Annotated in this window: 16 protein-coding genes; 5 read left to right on the top strand and 11 right to left on the bottom strand. The window is 70.3% G+C overall.

The window, feature by feature from the left end; genetic code table 11:
• Genes ACWENQ_RS16345 through ACWENQ_RS16335 form a run of 3 tightly spaced genes read left to right on the top strand, consistent with a single transcriptional unit; the run spans nucleotide 1 to nucleotide 5,032 of the window.
• Nucleotides 1-1,851: an ABC transporter substrate-binding protein gene (locus ACWENQ_RS16345; RefSeq protein WP_452414826.1), complete on the top strand. Its 1,851-nt coding sequence runs from the start codon at nucleotides 1-3 to the stop codon at nucleotides 1,849-1,851.
• A complete protein-coding gene (locus tag ACWENQ_RS16340) occupies nucleotides 1,851-2,972 on the top strand; it encodes an erythromycin esterase family protein (protein ID WP_452414825.1) in 1,122 nt (373 codons plus the stop codon). Before ACWENQ_RS16345 ends, ACWENQ_RS16340 begins: the two co-directional genes overlap by 1 nt.
• Nucleotides 2,969-5,032 carry a prolyl oligopeptidase family serine peptidase gene (locus ACWENQ_RS16335; protein ID WP_452414823.1) on the top strand — a complete coding sequence of 688 codons (2,064 nt, stop codon included), beginning with the start codon at nucleotides 2,969-2,971 and terminating at the stop codon, nucleotides 5,030-5,032. Before ACWENQ_RS16340 ends, ACWENQ_RS16335 begins: the two co-directional genes overlap by 4 nt.
• Here ACWENQ_RS16335 and ACWENQ_RS16330 read toward each other — a convergent pair.
• From ACWENQ_RS16330 to ACWENQ_RS16310, 5 genes are all read right to left on the bottom strand, one after another.
• The gene (locus ACWENQ_RS16330; RefSeq protein WP_449919057.1) at nucleotides 5,010-6,689 is read right to left on the bottom strand and encodes a PucR family transcriptional regulator; all 1,680 of its coding nucleotides are present in this window, start codon (nucleotides 6,687-6,689) and stop codon (nucleotides 5,010-5,012) included. The two genes, ACWENQ_RS16335 and ACWENQ_RS16330, sit on opposite strands and share 23 nt — an antisense overlap.
• 154 nt (nucleotides 6,690-6,843) lie before the next feature.
• Nucleotides 6,844-7,731, bottom strand: coding sequence for a GNAT family N-acetyltransferase (locus tag ACWENQ_RS16325; protein ID WP_449919058.1), 888 nt, complete (start codon nucleotides 7,729-7,731; stop codon nucleotides 6,844-6,846).
• A 21-nt stretch (nucleotides 7,732-7,752) separates the two neighbouring features.
• Nucleotides 7,753-8,895 carry a M20 family metallopeptidase gene (locus ACWENQ_RS16320; protein ID WP_452414821.1) on the bottom strand — a complete coding sequence of 381 codons (1,143 nt, stop codon included), beginning with the start codon at nucleotides 8,893-8,895 and terminating at the stop codon, nucleotides 7,753-7,755.
• 156 nt (nucleotides 8,896-9,051) lie between these two features.
• A complete protein-coding gene (locus ACWENQ_RS16315) occupies nucleotides 9,052-10,230 on the bottom strand; it encodes a serine hydrolase domain-containing protein (RefSeq protein WP_452414819.1) in 1,179 nt (392 codons plus the stop codon).
• A gap of 46 nt (nucleotides 10,231-10,276) precedes the next feature.
• Nucleotides 10,277-11,269: a hypothetical protein gene (locus tag ACWENQ_RS16310; protein WP_452414818.1), complete on the bottom strand. Its 993-nt coding sequence runs from the start codon at nucleotides 11,267-11,269 to the stop codon at nucleotides 10,277-10,279.
• Nucleotides 11,270-11,523: 254 nt separating this feature from the next.
• Here ACWENQ_RS16310 and ACWENQ_RS16305 point away from each other — a divergent pair, with 254 nt between their 5' ends.
• Nucleotides 11,524-12,249 (top strand): MarR family transcriptional regulator, encoded by a 726-nt coding sequence (locus ACWENQ_RS16305; protein WP_452415028.1) that lies wholly within the window; start codon nucleotides 11,524-11,526, stop codon nucleotides 12,247-12,249.
• Between the two features lie 110 nt (nucleotides 12,250-12,359).
• Here ACWENQ_RS16305 and ACWENQ_RS16300 read toward each other — a convergent pair whose 3' ends face one another.
• The 6 genes from ACWENQ_RS16300 to ACWENQ_RS16275 all read right to left on the bottom strand — a co-directional run bounded on the left by ACWENQ_RS16300 (nucleotide 12,360) and on the right by ACWENQ_RS16275 (nucleotide 19,725).
• Entirely contained in the window at nucleotides 12,360-15,689 is a 3,330-nt protein-coding gene (locus ACWENQ_RS16300; protein ID WP_452414816.1) for an NPCBM/NEW2 domain-containing protein, read from the bottom strand.
• Between the two features lie 481 nt (nucleotides 15,690-16,170).
• Complete coding sequence (locus ACWENQ_RS16295; RefSeq protein WP_452414814.1) at nucleotides 16,171-16,953, bottom strand: acyl-CoA thioester hydrolase/BAAT C-terminal domain-containing protein; 783 nt, start codon at nucleotides 16,951-16,953, stop codon at nucleotides 16,171-16,173.
• A 282-nt stretch (nucleotides 16,954-17,235) separates the two neighbouring features.
• The gene (locus ACWENQ_RS16290) at nucleotides 17,236-18,021 is read right to left on the bottom strand and encodes an alpha/beta fold hydrolase (protein ID WP_452414812.1); all 786 of its coding nucleotides are present in this window, start codon (nucleotides 18,019-18,021) and stop codon (nucleotides 17,236-17,238) included.
• 117 nt (nucleotides 18,022-18,138) lie between these two features.
• Nucleotides 18,139-18,921 carry a DUF899 domain-containing protein gene (locus ACWENQ_RS16285; RefSeq protein ID WP_452414811.1) on the bottom strand — a complete coding sequence of 261 codons (783 nt, stop codon included), beginning with the start codon at nucleotides 18,919-18,921 and terminating at the stop codon, nucleotides 18,139-18,141.
• Between the two features lie 44 nt (nucleotides 18,922-18,965).
• Complete coding sequence (locus ACWENQ_RS16280) at nucleotides 18,966-19,391, bottom strand: VOC family protein (RefSeq protein WP_452415026.1); 426 nt, start codon at nucleotides 19,389-19,391, stop codon at nucleotides 18,966-18,968.
• Between the two features lie 127 nt (nucleotides 19,392-19,518).
• Nucleotides 19,519-19,725 carry a hypothetical protein gene (locus ACWENQ_RS16275; protein WP_452414809.1) on the bottom strand — a complete coding sequence of 69 codons (207 nt, stop codon included), beginning with the start codon at nucleotides 19,723-19,725 and terminating at the stop codon, nucleotides 19,519-19,521.
• On the opposite strand from ACWENQ_RS16275, the gene ACWENQ_RS16270 reads away from it, so the two are divergent.
• Nucleotides 19,715-21,076: a nitrilase-related carbon-nitrogen hydrolase gene (locus ACWENQ_RS16270; protein WP_452414807.1), complete on the top strand. Its 1,362-nt coding sequence runs from the start codon at nucleotides 19,715-19,717 to the stop codon at nucleotides 21,074-21,076. The genes ACWENQ_RS16275 and ACWENQ_RS16270 overlap by 11 nt on opposite strands.
• Nucleotides 21,077-21,116 lie beyond the last annotated feature (40 nt).

Genomic DNA, 21,116 nt, shown 5'->3' with positions numbered 1-21,116 from the left:
ATGAAGCACCGAGGCCGCCTCTCCGTGGCAGCCGTCGCCGCCGTCGCCGTGCTGGCCACAGCGTGCACCGGCGGCGGTGGGAACACGACGAAGGACATCGCCGGCAGCTACACCGCCAAGCCCGTGCAGACCGGCACCCCCAAGCAGGGTGGGACCGCCACGGTCGCGCTGACCCCCGGGCTCAGCCCCAACTACATCTACCCCTACCCGCCGGCGGCCGCCAACGGGACCGTCATCGCCCGCGGCCAGCTGTGGCGCTCCCTCTACCGTCCCAGCGGCGAGGGCGACCAGGTCGCCGACGCCGAGCTGAGCCTGGCCGAGCCGCCCGTCTACAGTCCGGACCGCAAGACCGTGACCATCAAGATGAAGGACTACAAGTGGTCCACCGGCAAGCCGGTCACGGCCGACGACGTCGTCTTCTCCCTGGCCCTGCTCAAGGCGGCGCTCAAGGAGAGCCCGGCCAACTGGAGCTTCTACACCCCCGGACAGTTCCCCGACGGCGTGAGCGCCGAGGCCGCCGCGCCTGACACGCTCACCCTCAAGCTGGAGACCGCGTACAACCCGTCGTACCTGCTGTCCATGCTGACGCTGCTGTACGTGCTGCCCTCCACCGAGTGGAACATCGCCGCCACCGGCGGCCCGCACCTCGACTACAAGCAGCCGAAGAACGCCAAGGCGATCTACAAGTACCTCACCAAGGAGTCGGAGTCGCAGGCCACCTTCGCCGGCAACCCGCTCTGGCAGGTCGTCAACGGCCCCTACCGGCTCAAGAGCTTCGACCCGACGACCGGCTCGTTCTCCCTGGCGCGCAACGAGTCCTACAGCGGGCCGGGGGAGTCACGGCTCGACCAGATCGACTTCAAGGCCTTCACCTCCGCCGCCGCCGTGCTCAACCAGTTCAAGGCCGGCAACCTGACCGTCGGCACGCTGGACTCCAGCTTCGCCACCCAGATCGGCCAGCTGAAGGCCAAGGGCTACAACGTGTACGGCGCGCCCGCCCCGGCCCGGTTCGACTCGCTCGTCATCAACTTCGCGAACACCGTCAACAACTTCGACAAGGTCATCGCGCAGCCGTACGTCCGCCAGGCCCTGCAGCGGCTGGTCGACCAGCAGGGCTACATCGCCAGCCGCGGCATCTACAACGGCGCCGCCTCCCCGAACTACAGCACCGCGGGCAACGGATCCCCCTACCCGCCCGCCTTCGGCGACCAGCCGCCCTACCCCTACGACCCGGCCGCCGCCGAGAAGCTGCTCACCGACAACGGCTGGAAGGTGGCGCCGAACGGCGCCACCACCTGCGAGCGTCCCGGAACCGGGCCCGGCCAGTGCGGCGCGGACATCCCGCAGGGGCAGACGATCAGCTTCACCCTGGCCTCGGCCAGCTCTCCGGCCTTCGTCGGCGCGCGTGACGTCGCCTTCGCCTCAGCGGCCAAGAAGCTCGGCATAGAGGTCAAGATCGTGACCAAGTCGCTCAACTACATGTACGCCAACTACGGCAACACCTTCGCCCCCGCCACCAAGAACGAGTGGGCGATGCAGGACTACGGCCCCCTCTACCTGGCGGCCGGCTACCCGAGCAGCAACACGGTGTTCAACACCGAGGGCAGCTTCAATCTGGGCAGCTACAAGAACGCCGAGGTGGACAAGCTGATCGGCGCCTCGACCTTCGGGGCGGACCAGAAGGCGCTGTCGGCAGAGGTGACCAGCCTCGCCCAGGACCTGCCGGTGCTCTTCCTGCCGACCCCGCACACGCTGGTGGTGTGGAAGAACACCCTGTCGGGCCCGCAGTCGTCGTTCAACGCCCTGATCAGCTTCCTGTACACGCCGGAACTATGGTACTTCCACAGCTAGTGCGAGACCTGGCCGGCGACGCCAGGGTGGTGGCCCTCGGCGAGGGCGCGCACAACATCACGGAGTTCTACGAGCTCAAGGACGAGCTGTTCCGCCTGCTCGTGGAGGAGCACGGGTTCACCGCCTTCGTGATGGAGTCGGGCTTCGCCGAGGGGCTGGCCGTCGACGCGTGGATCCACGGCGGGCCCGGCGAGGTCGGGACGGTCGCCCGCGACGGCATCACCTACCGGTTCGGCGAGTGCGAGCCGATGCGGCGGCAGCTGACCTGGATGCGCGAGTGGAACGCCGCGAACCCGACGAAGGTCAGCTTCTACGGCATGGACCTGCCCGGCTCCTCCACCTCACCCGGACCGGCGGTGCGCGCCTGCCTCGACCGGCTGCCGGAGCTGCCCGGCGACAAGGAGCTCCGTCGCCTCAGCGACCTGGGCGGCCGGACCGAGGCGGCGATCCGCTACCAGGCCATGCCGGCCGCCGAGCGGACCCGGCTGCTCGACGGCCTCCGCGACCTGGTGGAGCGTACGGCGGCGCACGACGACGGGGTCGTGCGCCGGTGCGGGGCCTCGATCGGGGCCTTTCTCGCCGAGCTGGACGGGCCGGACGCCGGGCCGTACCCGCGCGACGTGTTCATGGCCGACACCGTGCGCTGGATCCTGGAGCGCGAGGAGCGGGTCGTCGTGAGCGCGCACAACGCGCATGTCAGGCGCACGCCGCTGCACGGCCGGCCGATGCTCGGCGGCCTGCTCGGCGATGATCCCGTCGTCATCGGGATGACGTACGGCTCCGGCCCCGAGGTGCGCTTCACCCAGCGCTCGCCGCGCCCGTTCGACTGCGACGTCTCCCTCCACGAGCGCATCCTGCCGCCGAACGCCATCGAGTCGCGGCTGGAGCGCCTCGGCCCGGCCGTCGCCGCCGTCGACCTGCGCCACGAGCCGGCCGGGCTGTTCGAAGGGGTGGACGGCACGCTGGCCGCCGGCGGCCTCGACCCCGTCGACGACTTCCCTGCCGCCTACGACGCGCTCATCCACGTCCGCCGGGTGACCCGGGTCCCCGGCGCGTTCGAGCGGCTCCGCGCGGAGTTCGAGACCGGAGCCCAGCCCCCACACGAGCCGGAGTCACCGTGACCGCTTCCTACCCGCCCGCCCGCACCGTCGAGGTCTTCGAGGACGTCGCCGGCGTGCGCGTGCCCGACCCCTACCGCTGGCTGGAGAAGGAGACCGAGGAGGTGCGGCAGTGGCAGCGGCGGCAGGCCGAGCTCGCCACCGCCGTCGTCTACGCCGGCCAGGACCCGGAGGCCGTCCGCGACCTGATCCGCGCCTACGACGCCGGCTCCCGCCCGGCCCTGCCCAAGTACGCCTCCGGCCGCTGGTTCCGCGTCGTGGCTCAGCCAGGAAGCTCGGCGCCCGCGGTGGTCGTCGCGGACACGCCCTTGGGAGACGGGCGGACAGTCGTCGACCTGGCCGGATCCGGCGAGGGCGAGCACCCGCCGGTCGTGTCCTGGCTGGCGCCCGCGCCCGACGGCCGCGTCCTGGCGCTCGGCCTGTGCACCGACGGCAGCGAGCACAACACCATCCGCCTCGTCGACGTCGCCTCCGGGCGGCAGCTCGACGGCGCGCCCGAGCAGGTCCTGCACAGCGCATGGGCGGGCGGCGTCTCGTGGCTGCCGGACAGCACGGGCTTCTACTTCTTCGCGCTCACCGGTACGCCGGAGGAGTTCCGGCAGGCGGTCTTCCTCCACCGGCTCGGCGGCGCGACCGAACCGGAGCCGATCCCGGTCGGCGAGGGCTCCCGCGAGTACACGCTCGTCCAGATGTCGACCGGCAGCCGCTGGGCCGTCGCCGCCCACCGGGTGGGCAGCCCCGTCCCGGTCGCGGTGCGCGACATGTCCGGCCCCGACACGGCCTGGCGGCCCTTCGTCACCGGCTGCACGGGGACGATCGCCGGGCACGTCGTGGGCGACCGCTACATCGCGGTCACCGACGTCGGCGCCCCGCGCGGCAGGGTGGTCGCCATCCCGCTCGACGCGGCCGACCCCGGCGACCCGGCCGGGTGGACCGAGCTCGTCCCGGAGGGTGACACGGTGCTGCGCTCCCTCACCCCGGTCGGCGAGCACCTCTACCTCAGCGAGTTCGACCGGACCTTCGCCAGGGTGCGCATCCTCGACCGCTCAGGAGCCGTCACCGGCGAGGTCCCCCTGCCCGGCAGGGGCGCGCTCGCCGCGCCCTTCTTCCCGCTGACCGCCCTGGCCACCGGCACGCCCGCGGCCGACTTCGTCTTCGCCTTCTCCACCCTCACCAGCTCGTGGGGCGTCTACCGGCACCGGCCCGGCGAGAGGGAACCGGAGACGCTGACGCCCCCCGCGGTCGTCCTCGACGCCGTGCTGGAGGAGGGCGAGGCCCTCGCACCGGACGGCGTCGCCGTGCCGTACCACGTGGTGCGCGGCGCCGCCGGTGCGCCGGCGCCGGTGCTGATCTCCGCGTACGGCGCGGCCAACGTGCCGCTCCTGCCGCAGTACCAGCCCGACCTGGCCGCCTTCGTCGCCGCCGGAGGCGTGCTGGTCCAGGCGTACCTGCGCGGTGGCGGCGAGTTCGGCCGCGACTGGTACCTGGCCGCGCACCGGGAACGCAAGCACGTCCGCGACGCCGACCTCGTCGCGGTCGCCGAGCACCTCCTCGCCACCGGCCTCACCACCTCCGACCGGCTCGCGCTGACCGGCGGCTCCGACGGCGGCCTCATGTGCGGGATCGCCGTCACCCGACGGCCCGAGCTGTGGCGTGCGGTCCTGCCGAGGGCCCCGCTGCTCGACCTCATCGGCGGCACCCGCGACCCCTACCTCGACTTCGTCATCCGCAAGGCGTGGGCGGACCCGGACGACCCCGCCGAGGTGCGGCGGCTGCTCGGGCTCTCGCCGTACCAGCTGGTCGAGCCCGGCGTCTTCCCGGCGGTCTACCTGCAGGCCGGGGCGACCGACCCACGGTGCAGGCCCTGGCACGCGCGCAAGTTCGCCGCGCGTCTGCAGGCCGCGCAGCAAGGGGTGGCGCCGATCCTGCTGCACGTCTTCGAGGACGCCGGCCACGGCGCGGCGACCGCCCACGACGTCGCCGTCGCGCAGGACGCCGAGTGGCTGGCGTTCCTGATCGGCACGCTCGGCCTGCGGGGCGTCAGCCGTCCGGGGCAGACCTGATCGACATCAGGCGCAGCTGCAGCATGGCCGACAGCCGCGCGCCCGGGTCTCCGAGGTCGAGCCGGCCGACCTCGGCGGCCCGGCGCAGCCGGTAGCGGAAGGTGTTGGGGTGCACGTACATCGCGGCCGAGGCCACCGCGACGTCGCCGAAAGCGTCGAGCCAGGCCCGGAGCGTCGCGACCAGGCTGGTCTGGTGCTCCTTGTCGTAGGCGACGATGCGTGCGACGGCCCCGCTGGGGATGTCGCCGCGCGGGACGAGGTCGGCGAGTTCGATCAGCAGTGCCTCGACGTGCACGTCGTCCAGGCGGGCCACCTGCTGCCCACCGACCCCCGAGCGCAGGACGCGCAGGGCGCGCTCGGCCCCCGACCGTGACCGGGCGAGCGCCGAGCTGTCAGCGGCGAGCGGCCCGACCCCGATCAGCGGGCGCAGCCGCGAGCCGACGCGGGCCAGGAACTCGGCGGCGATCCACACCGCGCGCTCCTCGGTGTCCTCGCGGTTCTGCTCCCTGCTCTGCGGCAGGGGCAGCACGCCGAAGGCGACGTCGCCGATGAGCGCCGCGGCGGCCCGCGGGTGCGCCGCGGACAGGTGCATGGCGAAGGCGTCGGCCAGCCGCTTGCGCTCGGTGGCCAACTGGGCGGGCAGCGGGTGCTCGGCCGCCGAGCCGACGACGGTCAGCGCGAGGACGACCGCGGGCTCGTCCTTCAGTCCGAGGCGGCGGACCGCCTCCAGCGCCCCCGGCCCGCTCTCCAGGGCGGTGCTCAGCAGTTCGGTCCGCAGCCGCCGCTCCATGTCGGCGTCGGCGCGCTGCCACACCATGTGCATGGCGACCAGCTTGGACGCCTCGTACAGCGCCTCGCTGCGCTCCTCGTCCAACGGTTCGGGGACGACCACCCAGATCGTGCCGAGGATCTCGTCCCCGGCCCGCACCGCGATCGCCGCCCGGGGCAGCTCCGGCGGCAGCGCCGGGTCGACCGGCTCGGGCAGGGGCGCCACGTAGACGGGCCGGTCGCTGCGGTAGATCGCCTGGAACACCCCGCGCTCCTCCAGGATGCGCGTGTAGTGCTCAGGGACCTGGCGGCCCAGAATCGTCTGGACCCGCGAGTGGTCGGCTTCCTCCTGCCGGCTGGAGAAGGCCAGCAGCCGGGAGTTGCGGTCCTCGATGGTGACGGGCGCGTCGAGCAGCGCGGCGATGGCATTGGCGACCGCGAACAGGTCGCCGGAACTGATCCGGCCGACCGTGTGCGCGTCCGCGCCGTCCAGCCCGCCGCCCTCGGCGGTCAGCGACCGGAGCATCCCCGCCAGGTGCGTCCATGACGCGCCGCGCGCGAAGGACAGGACCGTCACCCCCGCCTCGCGCGCCGCCGCGACCAGATCGTCGTCGGGCACGACCGGCGCGCGGACCACGAGGCCGACGGCGTCGTGCCGGCCGAGCTGGGTCACCACCCGGGCGAGGTCGGCCGGGTCGTGCAGGCCGACGCCGAACACCAGCGCGCGGCTCGGCAGCTCGGGCTCGTCGAGCGGGTCGTAGATGACGACGCCGCCGACATCGCCGGCCTGCTCGACATCGCCGCAGACGACGTCGAGCAGGGTAGAACCGAGTTCCTCCAGAACGCGGGCGAGGCTGGCTCGCGGGAGGCTGGTCACGGGGACAAGCACGCGCCCGAAGCTAGCGCAGCGCGGGCGGGTCGGCGTTCGTTCTGCATGACCAAAGGATGCTATCCGGTTCGTCGGGCCGGACCGGGCTCAGGAGAGGGGTACTCACTCCGAGGCGACCGTCACCTCATCCGGCGACTGCCAACCCCGAGGAGCTTCACGGTGATTCCCGCCGGTCCACGATGTACCACCCCGCGCGGTCGAAACCGCGCACCCGCGCGCCCTCGGCGAGCAGCTCGCCGAGCACGTCCCGCAGCGCCGTACGCCACTGGGCGGCCAGCCCCGGGTCGTGGGCCCGCAAGGTCTCGATGTCCCCGGGGACGCCGACCAGCACGGTGCGCGTGTCGGCGCGGCAGGCGACCGGCCCGCCTCTGGGAGAGACGTCCAGCGCCACGGCCGCCTCCGCCGCGCGGGCGGAGGCCGCGTCGGCCGGCCTGGGCAGGCCCGCGCTGGCCGCCACCGCGGCGTGCGACTCCAGCCGCCACCGCACCAGCACCCGGTCGGTGTCGTCGCTGCGGTTGATGTCGTCGTCCATCGGGCCGTAGAAGTTCGGCAGGTACTCGTCCGGGTCGGCGGCCAGCTTGGTGATGTTGAAGTAGGCGTTGCGCCGGATCAGCGGGTCATAGGTCCAGCACACCTCGCTGACGCCACGCGACATGGCCCAGGCGCGCTGGTGCAGCTTCAGCGCGAAGCCGACGTTGCGTCCCTGCACGCGCGCCAGCACCCCCGCGATGTGACTGTGCAGGGCCTCGCGCGCGGGCGGGGAGAAGAAGCCGAAGCAGGCGCCCACCAGCTCGTCCCCTTCGAAGGCGCCGCTGACGTAGCTGCCCGCCTTCGCCATCGCCCGCAGCAGGTCGGCCGTCACCGGCGGGTTGTTCTCACCGGTACGCCAGATGCGCTCGTACAGGCGGCGGACGGCCTCGAGCTCGACGACGCTGTCCAAAGGGCGGATGTGGATGCCCGCGCTTCGCGCGGCCGCCTCGGCTGCGGCGTACGCCAGGTCGACGGGCCCGGACCCGCGACGGTCGCGGATGAGATCAGTCACGCCGGCCATGGTTCCAGCCGGTCAGGTCCTGTAGCTGGTCGGCGGGCACGGGAGGACGGCTTCCGGTTCGTCCGAGTGGACAACTTCCGCGCTTGCGAGCAGTTCGGCGACCAGGGCGGCGAGCAGCCGCGTCCGCCCCGTGAGCTCCGCCACGACCACGTGCTCGTCGTCGGCGTGCGCCCCGCCGCCGACCGCGCCCAGCCCGTCGAGGGTCGGCGTGCCCACTCCCGCGGTGAAGTTCCCGTCCGAGGCGCCGCCGACGGCGAGCGAGGTGAGCGGGCCGATCCCGAGCGTCGCCGCGAGCCTGCGGGCCCGCTCGAACAGGTCCGCCGACGCCGCGGCCTGGAGCGGAGGCCGGTTCGGACCGCCCCTGATCACCAGTTCGGCGCCGTCCAGCGCGGGCCGCAGGCCCAGCATCGAGGTGTGGACGCGGATCTGCTCGGCGGCCTCCCAGACCCGGGCGTCGACCTCGAAGCGCGCCGACCCGGGCACGGTGTTCACCGTGGTGCCCGCCTCCATGCGGGTCGGGGTGACGGTCGTGCCCAGCGCGGGATCGCCCAGCCCGGCCACGGCCACGACCTGGCGGGCCAGTTCCACCGAGGCGTTGACGCCGCGCTCCGGCTCCAGTCCCGCGTGCGCGGCCCGTCCCCGCACCAGCACCTCGTAGCGGGAGACGCCCTTGCGCGCGGTCTTCAGGGCTCCGCCGGGCCCGGCGGCCTCCAGGACCAGCGCGGCCGAGCACCCGCGGGCCTCGTCCTCGATGAGCTCGCGCGAGGAGAGGGACCCGGTTTCCTCGTCGCCGGTGACGAGCAGGGTCACGCCGTCCAGGTCGTCCAGCGCCGCCAGCGCGTGGAAGGCCATCACCAGCCCGGCCTTCATGTCGAAGCACCCGGGCCCGCGCAGCAGCCCGTCGCGGACCTCGAAGGGATGCGTCCGCAGCGAGCCGACCGGCCACACCGTGTCGTGGTGCCCGAGCAGCAGCACCCGGGGCTCGCCGCCGAACCGCCAGCGCAGGTGGGTGTGGCCGTCCACCACCACCCGCTCCCCTTCCGCGCCCAGGAGCCGGGCGCCGACCTCGGCGACCACCTCGGCGCTGCGGGCGACCGCGGCCATGTCCTCGGACGGGGACTCGCAGCGCACGAGCCGCTCGATGTCGGCGATCATCGCGGCTGCGGCGGCATCTTCATTTCCTGATCGGCGCATCGCTCCAGCATGGCGAAGCGCGGCGGGCGTGGCGCTGTCCGGCCGGCCAACATCGGCGCGTCCCGTTGGGACTCCGCGATGAACGGGGCGCCACGAGTCCTACGGCGTGGTCGCGGGTCATCGGGACGTGGCCGGGCAGAACTCGGCCGACAGCGTGTCGGTGAAGACGCTCAGGCCGCTCCAGTCGCCGTTGACCTGGCTGGTCAGCAGGTGGTTGCCGTTGCGGGTGCCCATGGCGTAGGTCCACGATCCGTAGGTGGCGCCGGCGTTGCCCCAGACGGTGACGCCGCACGGCAGCCTCTGGGAGAAGACGCCGAGGCCGTAGCGGGTGCCGGGGATCCACGGGACGGGGCCCTTGGTCTCGACGGTGGCGAACATCTCCTGTTGCTGGGCTGCGGGCAGCAGGCGTCCGCCGAGCAGCTCGCCGAAGAAGCGCTGCAGGTCACCGGTGGTCGAGACGATGCCGCCTGCGGCCCAGGCGAAGGACTGGTTCATCTCGGTCGCGTCGTGGATCTCGGGCTTGGGATCGGAGGAGAACAGGGTGGAGTAATGCGCCGGGTGAGGGCCGCGGATCTTGGGGTCGGTACCGGGCAGTGACGTGCCGGTCAGGCGCAGGGGGCGGATGACGGTCCTGGTGAGTTCCTGGGCGAAGGTCCTGCCGGTGGCCCTTTCGACGATCATGGCGGCCAGGAAGTAGTTGGTGTTGGAGTAGAGGAAGCTCGTGCCCGGCTTGAAACGGGGCGGGGTGGCCAGGCCGATCTCGACCAGTTGCCCGGGGGTGTAGGTGTCGTAGCGGTGCTCGAACCAGGCGGCACCCACGCCCTTGGCGAAGAACTTCGCGTCGTTGCCGTAGTTGAAGATGCCGCTGGTGTGATTGAGCAGCTGCCGGACGGTGATCTCACGGCCGTCGTAGCCGTTGCCCGCGACCAGACCGGGCAGCCACTGCTCCACGGTGTCGTCCAGGCTCAGCCTGCCCTCGGCCACCAGCCGCAGGACCACGGTGGCGGTGAACGCCTTGGTGGTGCTGCCGATCCGGAACCGCTCGTGCGGCTGACGCTTGCGGCCGGTCCTGGTGTCGGCCACGCCTGCCGAACCGAACCACCTGCCGCGGCTGTCACGGACTTCGGCGACGATGCCCGGAGCGCCACCGACGGCCACGGCGTTGTCGAGAGCGCGTTGTACGCCGGCGTGGTCGGGGACGGGCGACGCGGCTGTCGCGGGTGCCGTCAGGACGCCCCCAGCGATCAACACGGTGGCGAGGAACAGCCCGCCCTTGGCGGAAGCGGACGGTGTCATGTCAGTTCTCCTTTGGACGTTCGGTTCTCAAGGTCAGGGGAGGTCGTCAGGGCGCCGGCCGGCGGCGCTCGGGGGTTCCAGCGGGTACGGCGCCCGCGCGCCTGGCGGTGACGATCACCCCTGCGGTGGTGGCCGCCGTGAGGAGCAGCACCGCGGCCAGGGCGAGAAGGGTGATCCTGTCCGGGTGGATCAGGGACTGGCCGCGCCAGGCCTGCCAGGTCACGGCCGCGACCAACCCGGTGTAGCCGAGGGCGCCGCAGCCGACGAGGCGAGCACGGACCTTCTCGGCGCGCAGCCAGGCGTGCCTGGCGGCCAGGGCGGCCAGCACCGCGGTGAGCAGGAGCAGCACCTGGATGCCGTGCAGGGCGGCGAAGTGCGGTACCCGGAAGTCGCCGCCGGTGACGCTCCAGCCGGTGAGAGGCATGCCGTGGCCGTCCGGGTCGCCGATGCCGTGGCCCTGGTACATCGGGATCCGGGCGCCGTTGGCGTCGGTCACCGTGCGGGGGTGGATCTCGGCGACCAGCCAGTAGACCGGCACCAGCATGCCGAAGACGGCCAGCGCCAGCCCGGCGCGGATCGCCCGATTCACCGCGGCCCCGCCGGTGCGCTGGATCAGCACGACGACCGCCAGGATCAGTTGCGTGATCAGGATGATCATCACGCCGTAGGTGAGGATGGGCACCAGAGCCAGCGTGACCCGATCGCTCTGGTCGGCGTTGAAGTGGCTGAAGGTACCGCGCGCCGCCTGGGCGGTGATGGCGCCGACCTCCACGGTCGCGGCCAGCGCGAAGACGGTGCCGATCCACCAGCCCAGCCGCCTGCCCTTGCGCAGCCTGGTCAGCAGCCAGGCCAGCGTGCCTGCGTAGAGAGCGAAGGCGAAGCCGAACTTGAGCGGCTTGACCCACACCGGCTCATCCAGCAGGGTCCGGCCGTCGACGACGAGCCCGACACCGGCGGCGAGCATCACAGCCAGCATGAGGAGCGCGCAGACCACCAAGGGACGGTGCCAGGTGCGCACAGGGGTGAGGAGGGAAGTCATGAGGGGGCTCCGATCACGGCTCGACAGTTTGCGAGCAGTCCGTTAGCTCATTCGCGAATGACTAAAAGCTAGCTTGCTTTCACCAAAGCGGCAACAAGCTAGGCGGCTGGTAGTCATATCTGCGCAGCTCAGAGCCCATTAACTCTTGCAATGAGAATGAAGGTGAGTGCAAAACGAAGCTGGTGACTTGCAATGGAGTGTTGGCGAACGCAATACTGGCCATACCGCGAGACGTGACACGGAAGGCAGGAGCGATGCCCGGAGGCAGGCTGACCCACCAGGACCGGCAGAAGATCGCCGAGGGGCTGGCCGGCGGACTCACCTACACCGAGATCGCCGGCGATCTGGGCAGGCCCATCTCCACCATCACCCGGGAAGTGGCCCGCAACGGCGGCGCCGGCGGCTACCGGGCCGACCAGGCACAGCGGGCGACCCAAGGACGCGCCCGCCGCCGCAAGCCGAACTCGGCCAAGCTTCCGCCCGCCGCCGTCGACGCGCACGGGCGCGATCCCGAGTCGGTTCACGAACTGGAGGAACAGTTCACCGCGATGATGGTCGGCACGGGGCTGCCGCGGATGACAGCCCGCGTGCTCACCTGCCTGTACGTCACCGACAGCGGCAGCATGACCGCTGCCGAGCTCGTCCGGCGCCTCCAGGTCAGCCCCGCCTCCATCTCCAAGGCCGTCGGCGAACTCGAACAGCAGGAGCTCATCAGGCGCGAACGCGACCCCCATCGCCGCCGCGACCGGTACGTCATCGACGCCGACGCGTGGTTCCGCGGCTGGATGGCCAGCGCCCGCCAGAACACCCTGCTGGCCGACTTCGCCCGTCAAGGTGCCCAGGTCCTCGGCACGGCCACACCCGCCGGCACGCGGATGCACGACATCGGCCACTTCTTCGAGCACGTCGGCCAGGCCATGATCCAGGCGGCCGAGGAGTGGCGGCAGACCCATGCCGCGAAGCGCACCGCACAGGGCTAGCACGGCGGAGCGTCGCCGCGCTCACCAGCGGCATCGGCGCGAGGAACGGGCCGTCGTGGGCGCGACTCCGGCGGGTCGCCCTGGAAGGGCTCCCCGCCGGGTCCTGCGCATCATGACACCAGCTTTGCTCCCGCCCAGTCGGCGTGGTCGCTGTTGATCCCGTCTCCCGCGTCCGTCACCTTCAGCACCAGCGAGGTCACCCCGGCCACGCTGACGTCGATGGAGGCCGCCGCGCTGGACGGAGTCATCGCCGATGGACTCTCGTACAGCTTGACGCCGTCGCCCCAGACCTCGAACGTGACCGTCGCGTTCGCGCCGACCTCGTCATCGACCCCGACATCCGACTGGAACCGGGAATAGGCGCCGTTCAGGAGGTAGGTGATGCTGCTCGTCGCATGCGTGCCCAGCCCCTTGGCGTACGTGGTCCCGTTCAGGGTGATGGTGTGCCCGTCGACGCTCCGGTCCTTGTGAAGGGTGCCCCACCCGATGGCGGGGGTACCGGTCCAGTTCAGATCGCTGAGGAACACCGCGGCGCCGCCGGAGGTGGTGACCGTGACCGCGTTGCTGGCACCCGACACGTTCCCGGCGGCGTCCTTCGCCTTCACCGTGAAGGTGTACGACGTCGCGGCCGACAGCCCGGTCGCGGTGAAACTCGTGCTCGTGGACGAGCCGGCCGGCGCCGTCCCGCGGTAGATGTCGTAGCCCGTCACCCCGACGTTGTCGGTCGGCGCCGTCCAGGTCAGCTTGACGCTGCTCGACGTGACGTTGCTCGACGCCAGGTTGGTCGGCGCCGCCGGCGCCTGGGTGTCCGCACCGACAAGTCGAGCGTTCGCCCAGTCGGCGTGGTCGCTGTTGATCCCGTCTCCCGCGTCCGTCACCTTCAGCACCAGCGAGGTCACCCCGGCGATGCTGACGTCGATGGACTGGGTCGGGCTTGAGGCCGTCAGTGTCGACGGGCTCTCGTACAGCTTGGCGCCGTCGCCCCAGACCTCGAACCTGACCGTCGCGCCCGCCGAGACCTCGTCGTCCACGCCGACCTCCGCCTCGAACTTCGCGTACCCGCCGTTCAAGGTGTAGGTGATGGCGCTGTTGGCATGCGTGCCGATGCCCTTGGCGTAGGACGTCCCGGCCAGCTTGATGGGGTTCGACCCGACGCTTCTGTTCTTCTGAACAGTGCCGAAATCGGTCACGGCGTTGACCCAGGTGAGATCGCTGAGATCGGCTGTCTGGCCGTTTCCGCTGATGGCCGTGGTGACACTGACCGCGTCGCTGGCCGTCGAGGTGTTGTCCGCCGCGTCCTTGGCCTTCACCGTGAACGTGTACGGCGTCGAGGCGGAAAGGCCGGTCGCCGTGAAGCTCGTGCCCGTCGACGAACCGATCAGCGTGGTGCCGCGGTAGACGCCGTAGCCGGTCACGCCGACGTTGTCGGTCGACGCCCCCCAGCTCAGATCCACGCTGTTCGAGGTCACCTTGCTCGCCGCGAGGCCGGTCGGCGCGGTGGGAGCCGTGGTGTCACCCCCTGCGCTTCCGGCGGTCGCGGTCACCGACGCGCCGGCGGCCACCGGCACCGCCACGTACGAGACCGTCCGGCCGTACAGCGACTTGGTCTGCGGCGTCTGCGGGGTGCCGTTCACGCTGATCGACGAGAGGGTCCCGTAGAACTGGGCTTCCCAGGTGATGGTGGAGCCGGAGTTGTTGGTCAGCGTGGAGGCCGTCGTGCCGGTGTGCTTGAGCTTGAGGTCGTTGCCGCCGACCTTGAGGTGGTTGATCTCCACCCACGGCACCTCAGCGGTCAGCCGCGGGACGGTGGTCACCTTGTTGTGCGGGGCGTCCGGTTGCACGCCCATCATGCCGTCGATGATGCTGCTGACCACCATGAACGAGACTTCCGGATATCCGTTCTTGTCGGCCATGAGCTTCTTGAGCCACGCCCAACCCTCTGAAGGCCGGTTGTACTGGTAGTACATCTCCGGCAGATAGGAGGTCGCCTCGACATTCAGGTCGTCGTCGTTGGCGGCGATGAAGTCCAGGTAGTCGCTGGTCCTGGCGCCGTGGTCGCCCAACCCCGTCAGCATCATCAGGAAGCTGGCCTCATGCCCCCAACTGCTGTAACCCTTGCCGTCGGCGTCCTTGCCGCGGATGTAGCGGTTGGTCGCCGAGTCCCACCAGTTTCGCTCGAAGTGGTCGCGTACCCGCTGGGCGCGCTCGGCCCACTTCGCGCTGTTGGCGTTGTCGCCCTTTTCCTTCAGGATCGCCGAATACGCGATCATCGACTGGTACTGGTAGCCCAGCGCGTCGGCGGCGGAGACGAGATGTTCGTTCGGGAACTCGAAGAATGTCGCCGTGTATTCGCCGGGCTGCATCCTCGCGACCGGCTGCTCGCTGGAGGGGTTCGCGTCGTTCCACGTCACCTCGTGGTTGGTCAGGAACGAACCCATGGTCGAGTCGTAGTACGCCGAAAGGGTCGGATCGTTGATCCAGTTCTGGTTTCCCGTCCACTGGTACTGCTTGTAGGCCTTGGCCATCACGTTGAACGGCGACGGCAGTTCCCGAAATCCTGTGCCGTCGACGTAGTACATGCTCCCGTAGGAGCTGTGCGCCCAGAGCGGCCAGCCATTCTGGCCCGGATCGTCGGCATCGCCGGCGAACGTCTTCAGCATCGCGAAGGTCTCGTTGTCCAGGCCGAGCGCGTGCGCGCCATCCGACTGGTGGGCGATGTCCCTGTTGTAGAAGGCCTCCCGGTTCACGTAGGAGCCCCAGTAGCCGGGCACCACCGTGGTGTGCGTGGAATCCTTCAGCCGCCACCACTCGGCTTCGTGCCCCATCATCGGGTTCCCGGGATAGAACGTCATACCTAAAGCCCGGTTCTTGCCCCAGGCGAAGCCGTCGTTCAGTGCCGCGTTCGGCGAATCGATGCTCAGCGTGCTGGTCGGAGGACCCACGTGCTCCTGGATCGTGATCTTGTCGACGCGCGGTGTCTCGCCGGCGGACGCGGCCGTCAGCTTGATGGTGTCACCGTTGTTGAGCGTGATCTTGCTCGACGTGCGGGTGTCGATGTTCGCGGGATCGGTGTAGTCGCGACCGTTTCGCTGCGCCGTGGCCCACGAATCCACGGTGGTGGAATTCACTGCGAGCGTGTAGGTGACTCCGCCCGCGGTTTTGCCGTTGTAGCGCGTGATGAGGTCGTAGGTGCCGGCGGCCCCGCTGAATGTCTTGGTGGCGCTGCTCGACTGGCCGGAAACGCCCTGGATGTAATTCACGGTCTCGACCGGCGTGCCGTTGAAGGTGTGCTCCACGCTGGCGGTCGAGAAGTTGGACAGCGCCATGCTCTCGGCCTCGACAACGTACGGCCCCGCCGCTTCGGCGGGTGATGCGGGGACGGCGGATACGGCCAGGGCTGAAGCCAGTAAGGCCAGGAGCGCATGGGTGAGGCGGCGCATCTGACATCGATTCCTTTCGGCGAGGAAGCCGGAGCGATGCGTTGGAAGATGTTGAACTATGGGGCCTATTGAGTGCTTCACAAAGATCAATGTCAACAGTTGTTTAGTTGAGGGAGGGCGGCTACCCTCGCGCGTGCCCATGCGCGTACGCGGGCGAGGCGGCCGGCCCTCGGCATGGATGGCTTGATCGAGCGAAAACTTTCATTGAACTCTTGCAAGACTGGGTGTAGCGTCCTGGCCAACGCCCACGCCACCCCACAGGAGTCACTCCATGGATGGGTAGAGGAAGACGTAGACGGCCATGGCGGCCGGCGCGGGCCGCAGCGGTCGGCGCCATTCCTTGGATACCGACATGCTCTACCGCGTCATGCCCAAGCCGACGCTTCCGTTCGACAGGTAGGTGTTGAAAGGCGCACCACGGTGACTTCGTTCGGCATGCGGATGGTCCGGCGCTGCCGGCCGGTCTGCCCTGGAAGGCTCATCAAGCATTCAGCATGGCGAGGATGTGCGGCCAGGCTGCCGCTCCCAAGGCCGCATCGGTCTCAGGAGATCCCCCGTACAGGTACGACGGCGACGGTTGCGAAGGAGGCTCACCCGGGAAGCGAGGCCGATGTCCCGCTGAAGGATGGCTGACGATGCGGACCTCGCGACGTTCCGAAAGTGCCTCGGCGAAAGTCAATGACGGCCACATCTGATCGTCCGCACCCGCGACGAGAAGGACGTCGGCGCGGGCTCGTTCCAGCGGGATCGCCGCTTCAGGAGGAGCAGTGGCGAGACCGCGCTCGTAGAAGGCGCGGAAGGAAGTGGGCGGTCCGTGAGTGGGCCATTCAGCCGGATATGAGGCGAAGGGCAGCGGCCTGCCCTGCCACGTCCAGGACGATCGGTAAGGCTGCGTCGCTCCATCCAGTCCGGGGCCGACGTTGGCCCAGACCACGGAGGACGGCGACACTGCGATGACGGCGTCCACCCGCGGCTCGACGCATGCAAGCGTCAACGCCGCCTCCGCACCCTTCGACACTCCCAGCACCGCCAACCGCGACACCCCTGTGTCGGCCAGCACATCAAGTGCTGTCATGAACGTCTCGAGCGGCACCTCGCAGATGCCCGGCGGCTGACCCGCCCCGCCGAACCAGCGGATGGACATCGCGGTCACGCCGTGCCGCGCCAGCAGATCGCAGCGTTCCGCATCGATTCGACCGCTGGACCCGGCCAGAACCAGAACCCCGACCGCAGTGCCCTGGGAGACCGCCATGTACCTCTCCACGACAGGGATTATGGCCTGTGTCGCAGCTCGCTCCTCAAGGGTCCCGGGAGTCGGCATAGAGCGCGACTTCAGGCAGCGCTTCGTCATGTTCGATCTTGAGCGGTTTCGTCGCGCAAGCTCACGGGCCCGAGCCGGCGACGGGTCTCGCTCGCCGCCACGGCCTTGGCGGTCGTCGTCCGTTCTGGCTGATGGGCGTCATTCCGTGGCGTCGCCGCCCGCCTCCTCGGCCCATCGCAGGCTCCAGGCGTTCAGCGGTCACGCCGGCACGAACGGCACGATTCCTCAGCCGGCCACGCCGGCGAGGAAGTCGGCGACCACCCGGCCGGCGACCTCGCGGAACTCCTCGAAGTAGGCGTGCCGCGCACCCGGGATGAGGTGCAGCCGCGCTCCAGGGATGCGGCCGGCCAGCAGCGGCGCGTTGGCGGCCGGGTTGAAGACGTCGTCGGCGCCGTGAATCACGAGGGTGGGCGCGACGATGCCGGGAAGGGCGTCCCAGCTGTCATGATGCGCGCTGGCGGCGAAATGGTGGCGGCGGGCGTGGGCCGGCATGCCGCGATCGCCGATCGTGCGATACGGGCCGGGGTGGGTGGCGAGCCACTCCGGGGTGTACATCAGCTCGAGCAGCGCCCGCCGGGCGGCGGCCCGGTCACGCTGGGCCAGCGAGCGGCGCACCTCCTGACTTCGCTCCACCCCGTGTGCGCCTCCGGGAGACGTGCACCCCAGCACGAGCGCCGCCAGCCGCTCCGGGTGGTCGGCGGCCAGCCACTGGGCGACGCGGCCGCCCATGGAGGTGCCGTAGACGTGCGCGCGCTCCACGCCGAGCTCGTCGAGTACGGCCAGCGCATCGAGGGCGAAGCCGCGCGTCGTGTAGGGCTCGTCGGGTTTGTCACTGTCCCCGGTGCCGCGGTAGTCGAAGGTGATGGTGCGATAGGAGTCCTCGAAGTCCGACCGCACGCCGTCCCACCAGTGGTGGTCGTTGGACTGGCCGGGCAGCAGCATGAGCGGGTATCCGTCGCCGCTCACCTGGTAGGACAGCTTCACGCCGTCCTTCGTCGTCGCAAAGGGCACGTCTCCCATTGTCGTATGGCACGACCGGAGCGCTGTGCCGCCGCGACGGGCGGGCGCGCGGGCGGACCGTCGCATCGTCCGGAGGGTTCCGCCCACGACGCCGTCGACGAAGGACTGTCAGTGGTGGTGGCCGTGCCGGCCGAGGGTCTCCACGGGGGTCGCGCCGGGGCGGGTCCACTGCGGCACGGGGCGGCTGGTCGGGCCCCAGGTGGCGGTCCCGTCCGCGTCCGAGCGCCAGGACCAGCACGCGTGGCGGCCCTCCGGCCGGCCCTCGGGGTTGTCCTCCCACGCCTCGCCGCGGCCGTAGGGCGTCATGTCGAGCAGGCCGAGGGACCCGTTGACCCGCTCGTTGCCGCGGCCCGTCGTGGAGTAGGTGAGGAACACGCGGTCGCCGTCGCGCAGGAAGCAGGTGATGTACCCCATGTCGCCGCCGACCGGCGCGTCCACGTCGCGCACCGAGTACCAGGGCTGGGTGTAGCCCATGAACTCGACATAGGAGGCCACCTCGTCCCACCGGCCCGTGGTCAGGACGGCGAACGAGACGCCGCGGGCGTTGAGGTAGACGGCGTCCTTCAGGTGCCAGGCCGTGGTGGTGCAGCCCTCGCACTGCCCCTGGTGCGGCGCGCCGTCGTACCACATGTGCTTGTAGACCACGAGCTCGTCGCGACCCTGGAAGAGGTCCAGGAACGGGACCGGGCCGTCAGGTCCGACGACCTCGATCGTTCCGTCGAGCTCCACCATCGGCAGCCGGCGGCGGGCCGCGGCGATGGCGTCGCCCTCGCGGGTGTGCGCCTTCTCACGGACCAGGAGCTCGTCGCGGGTGGCCTGCCAGGTGGCCAGGTCGACGACGGGTGGGCGTCCGGGCAGCGCGGTGGTCGGGTCGTCCGGCGTGGTCGTCATGGTGTCCTCCGTGTCCATGAGATCGACTACCAGCAGGGGCTCGCTCAACCGGTCTGCTCGGCCAGGGCGACGATGATGCCGGCGGGGCCGCGGAGGTAGCAGAGCCGGAAGATGCTCTCGTACTGCGCCACCTCGCCGAGGAGTTCGGCGCCGTGGGGGCGCAGGCGGGCGACCGTGTCGTCGATGTCGTCGACGGCGAACATGACGCGATGCAGGCCCAGCGTGTTGGGCGGCGGGTTCTGCGGCTCGGCGCCGACCGCGGCGGGGGTGTGGTACTTCGTCAGCTCCAGCTTGCTGTGGCCGTCCGGGGTACGCATCATCGCGATGTCGCTCAGGACGCCGTCGAGTCCGACGGTGCGGTCCGCCCAAACACCTTCGATCTGGGCCTTGCCTTCCAGCTCCATGCCGAGTTCGGTGAAGAACGCGACAGCCGCGTCCAGGTCGTCGACGACGATGGCGACGTTGTCCATCCGCTGAATGGTCATGTCTCCGAGCATAAACAGGGGCGAGCCGCCGGTCTGGCCATGCCTCATCGAGCGCGGAACGGCCACGTCCCGCACAGGGCGACCACCCGGCTTGGGCTGGAGGTGGAGATAACTACAGGGAGAGTGGAGAGTCATCCGCAATGGCGGCGTCCGTGCGGTCGGACAGGCTCGCACGCATGGTAAACACATACCTCGCCACCGGTTGGCGCAGATACGGCTGGTTGGCGGCAGGCACAGCGCTCGGACTGTTCGGCACGAACAGTGAATGGTCGATTCCGATCGCCGGCTGGCTGTTCTCCATCGGCCTGATGCGGTTCACCAGAAGCTCCACAGTGCTCGCCGGACTCGCGTGCGTCGGCCTGTCGTCGGCGGCGACGACGGTTGTCCATGTAGCGGCCGCGGGCCAGTCCGGTGTCCTGCCGATCCTGCTCGGCTGCCTGGTGCTGAGCCTGATCCTGAGCATTCCGCTGCTGGTCGACCGGCTGCTCTTCCAGCGGTTGAATCCGTTCCTGGCCACGTTGGTCTTCCCGGCGGCCCGGGTGACGGTCGAATTCCTGGTCGCGGCGATCAGCCCGCTCGGAACGATTTTCGGGCCGTTGGCCGCGACGCAGTCGGCGAACCTGCCGCTGCTCCAGACGGTGTCCGTCACCGGCATCTACGGGATCAGCTTTCTGATGGCGTGGCTCGCATCGGTCGTCAACCTCGCGCTGGAGCGCCGGCTGAGCCGGCCGTCGATCCGGACCGTCGCGCTGACGTACGTCTCGGTGCTCGTTCTCGTCCTCGTCGGCGGCGGTCTGCGGCTGGCCATGGCGCCGACACCGCCGAGCCTGGTGCGCGTCGCCGGCATCAGCGCGTCGCTCGCGGCAGAGGGCCGGATGCGACAGATCAACAACTTCCATACGCCGCAGGTCCTGCCGGAGCAGAAGCCGACACTGCGCAAGGCGTTCGCGGCGCTCAACGACGACCTGTTCGCCCGCACCCGGATCGAGGCCGACGGCGGCGCGAAGATCGTGGCGTGGCCGGAGACCGCCGCGGTCGTGCTCGACGAGGACCTTCCCGATTTCCTGCGGACCGCCCAGGACCTGGCCAGGGAGAAGCGGATCTATCTCGACATGGGCATAGCCGTCATCCTGGACGGGCAACCGCACTCGCGCGACATCGTCGTGCTTGTGGCACCCGACGGCAAGGTGCTGTCGATCTTCGACAAGGCGCATCCCGTGCCCGGCATGGAAAGCCTGCGGCCGGGCGACGGCATCGTGCCGGTGTCCGCGACGCCGTACGGCAGGCTGGCCAACGTCATCTGCTTCGACGCCGACTTCCCCAGCACGCTACGCACGCGCGCCGACATCATGTTCGTCCCCGCCAACGACTGGAAGGGCATCGAGCGCACGCACTCGGCCAACGCGGTGTTCCGCGCCGTCGAGAACGGATACGCCCTCGTCCGGCAGACCAGCAACGGCATCTCGATCGCCGTCGACGCCTACGGTGCGAGCTTGGCCAGGACCAACTACTTCAGCACCGCGCAGCAGAGCATGGTCGTGTCCGTGCCGACGCGAGGCACCTGGACGGTCTATGGGCTGGTCGGCGACCTGTTCGCCTGGCTCTGCGTCGCGAGCGTGGTCGGGCTGGCGGCGTTGGCCGCTGTCCGGCGAACCGGACTCCAGGGCTGATCGTGGGCTTTCCGGATGAGAGTGCGATGATGCCACCCAG

Source organism: Nonomuraea sp. NPDC004354 (assembly GCF_053602555.1).
This window is presented reverse-complemented; position numbering and strand designations above follow the sequence as displayed.

Coding starts and splice junctions, on each gene's coding strand:
- ACWENQ_RS16270 (WP_452414807.1), top strand. CDS start 19,715: ATGCGGTTCACCAGAAGCTCCACAGTGCTCGCCGGACTCGCGTGCGTC.
- ACWENQ_RS16305 (WP_452415028.1), top strand. CDS start 11,524: ATGCCCGGAGGCAGGCTGACCCACCAGGACCGGCAGAAGATCGCCGAG.
- ACWENQ_RS16280 (WP_452415026.1), bottom strand. CDS start 19,391: ATGGACAACGTCGCCATCGTCGTCGACGACCTGGACGCGGCTGTCGCG.
- ACWENQ_RS16320 (WP_452414821.1), bottom strand. CDS start 8,895: ATGATCGCCGACATCGAGCGGCTCGTGCGCTGCGAGTCCCCGTCCGAG.
- ACWENQ_RS16345 (WP_452414826.1), top strand. CDS start 1: ATGAAGCACCGAGGCCGCCTCTCCGTGGCAGCCGTCGCCGCCGTCGCC.
- ACWENQ_RS16310 (WP_452414818.1), bottom strand. CDS start 11,269: ATGACTTCCCTCCTCACCCCTGTGCGCACCTGGCACCGTCCCTTGGTG.
- ACWENQ_RS16300 (WP_452414816.1), bottom strand. CDS start 15,689: ATGCGCCGCCTCACCCATGCGCTCCTGGCCTTACTGGCTTCAGCCCTG.
- ACWENQ_RS16285 (WP_452414811.1), bottom strand. CDS start 18,921: ATGACGACCACGCCGGACGACCCGACCACCGCGCTGCCCGGACGCCCA.
- ACWENQ_RS16315 (WP_452414819.1), bottom strand. CDS start 10,230: ATGACACCGTCCGCTTCCGCCAAGGGCGGGCTGTTCCTCGCCACCGTG.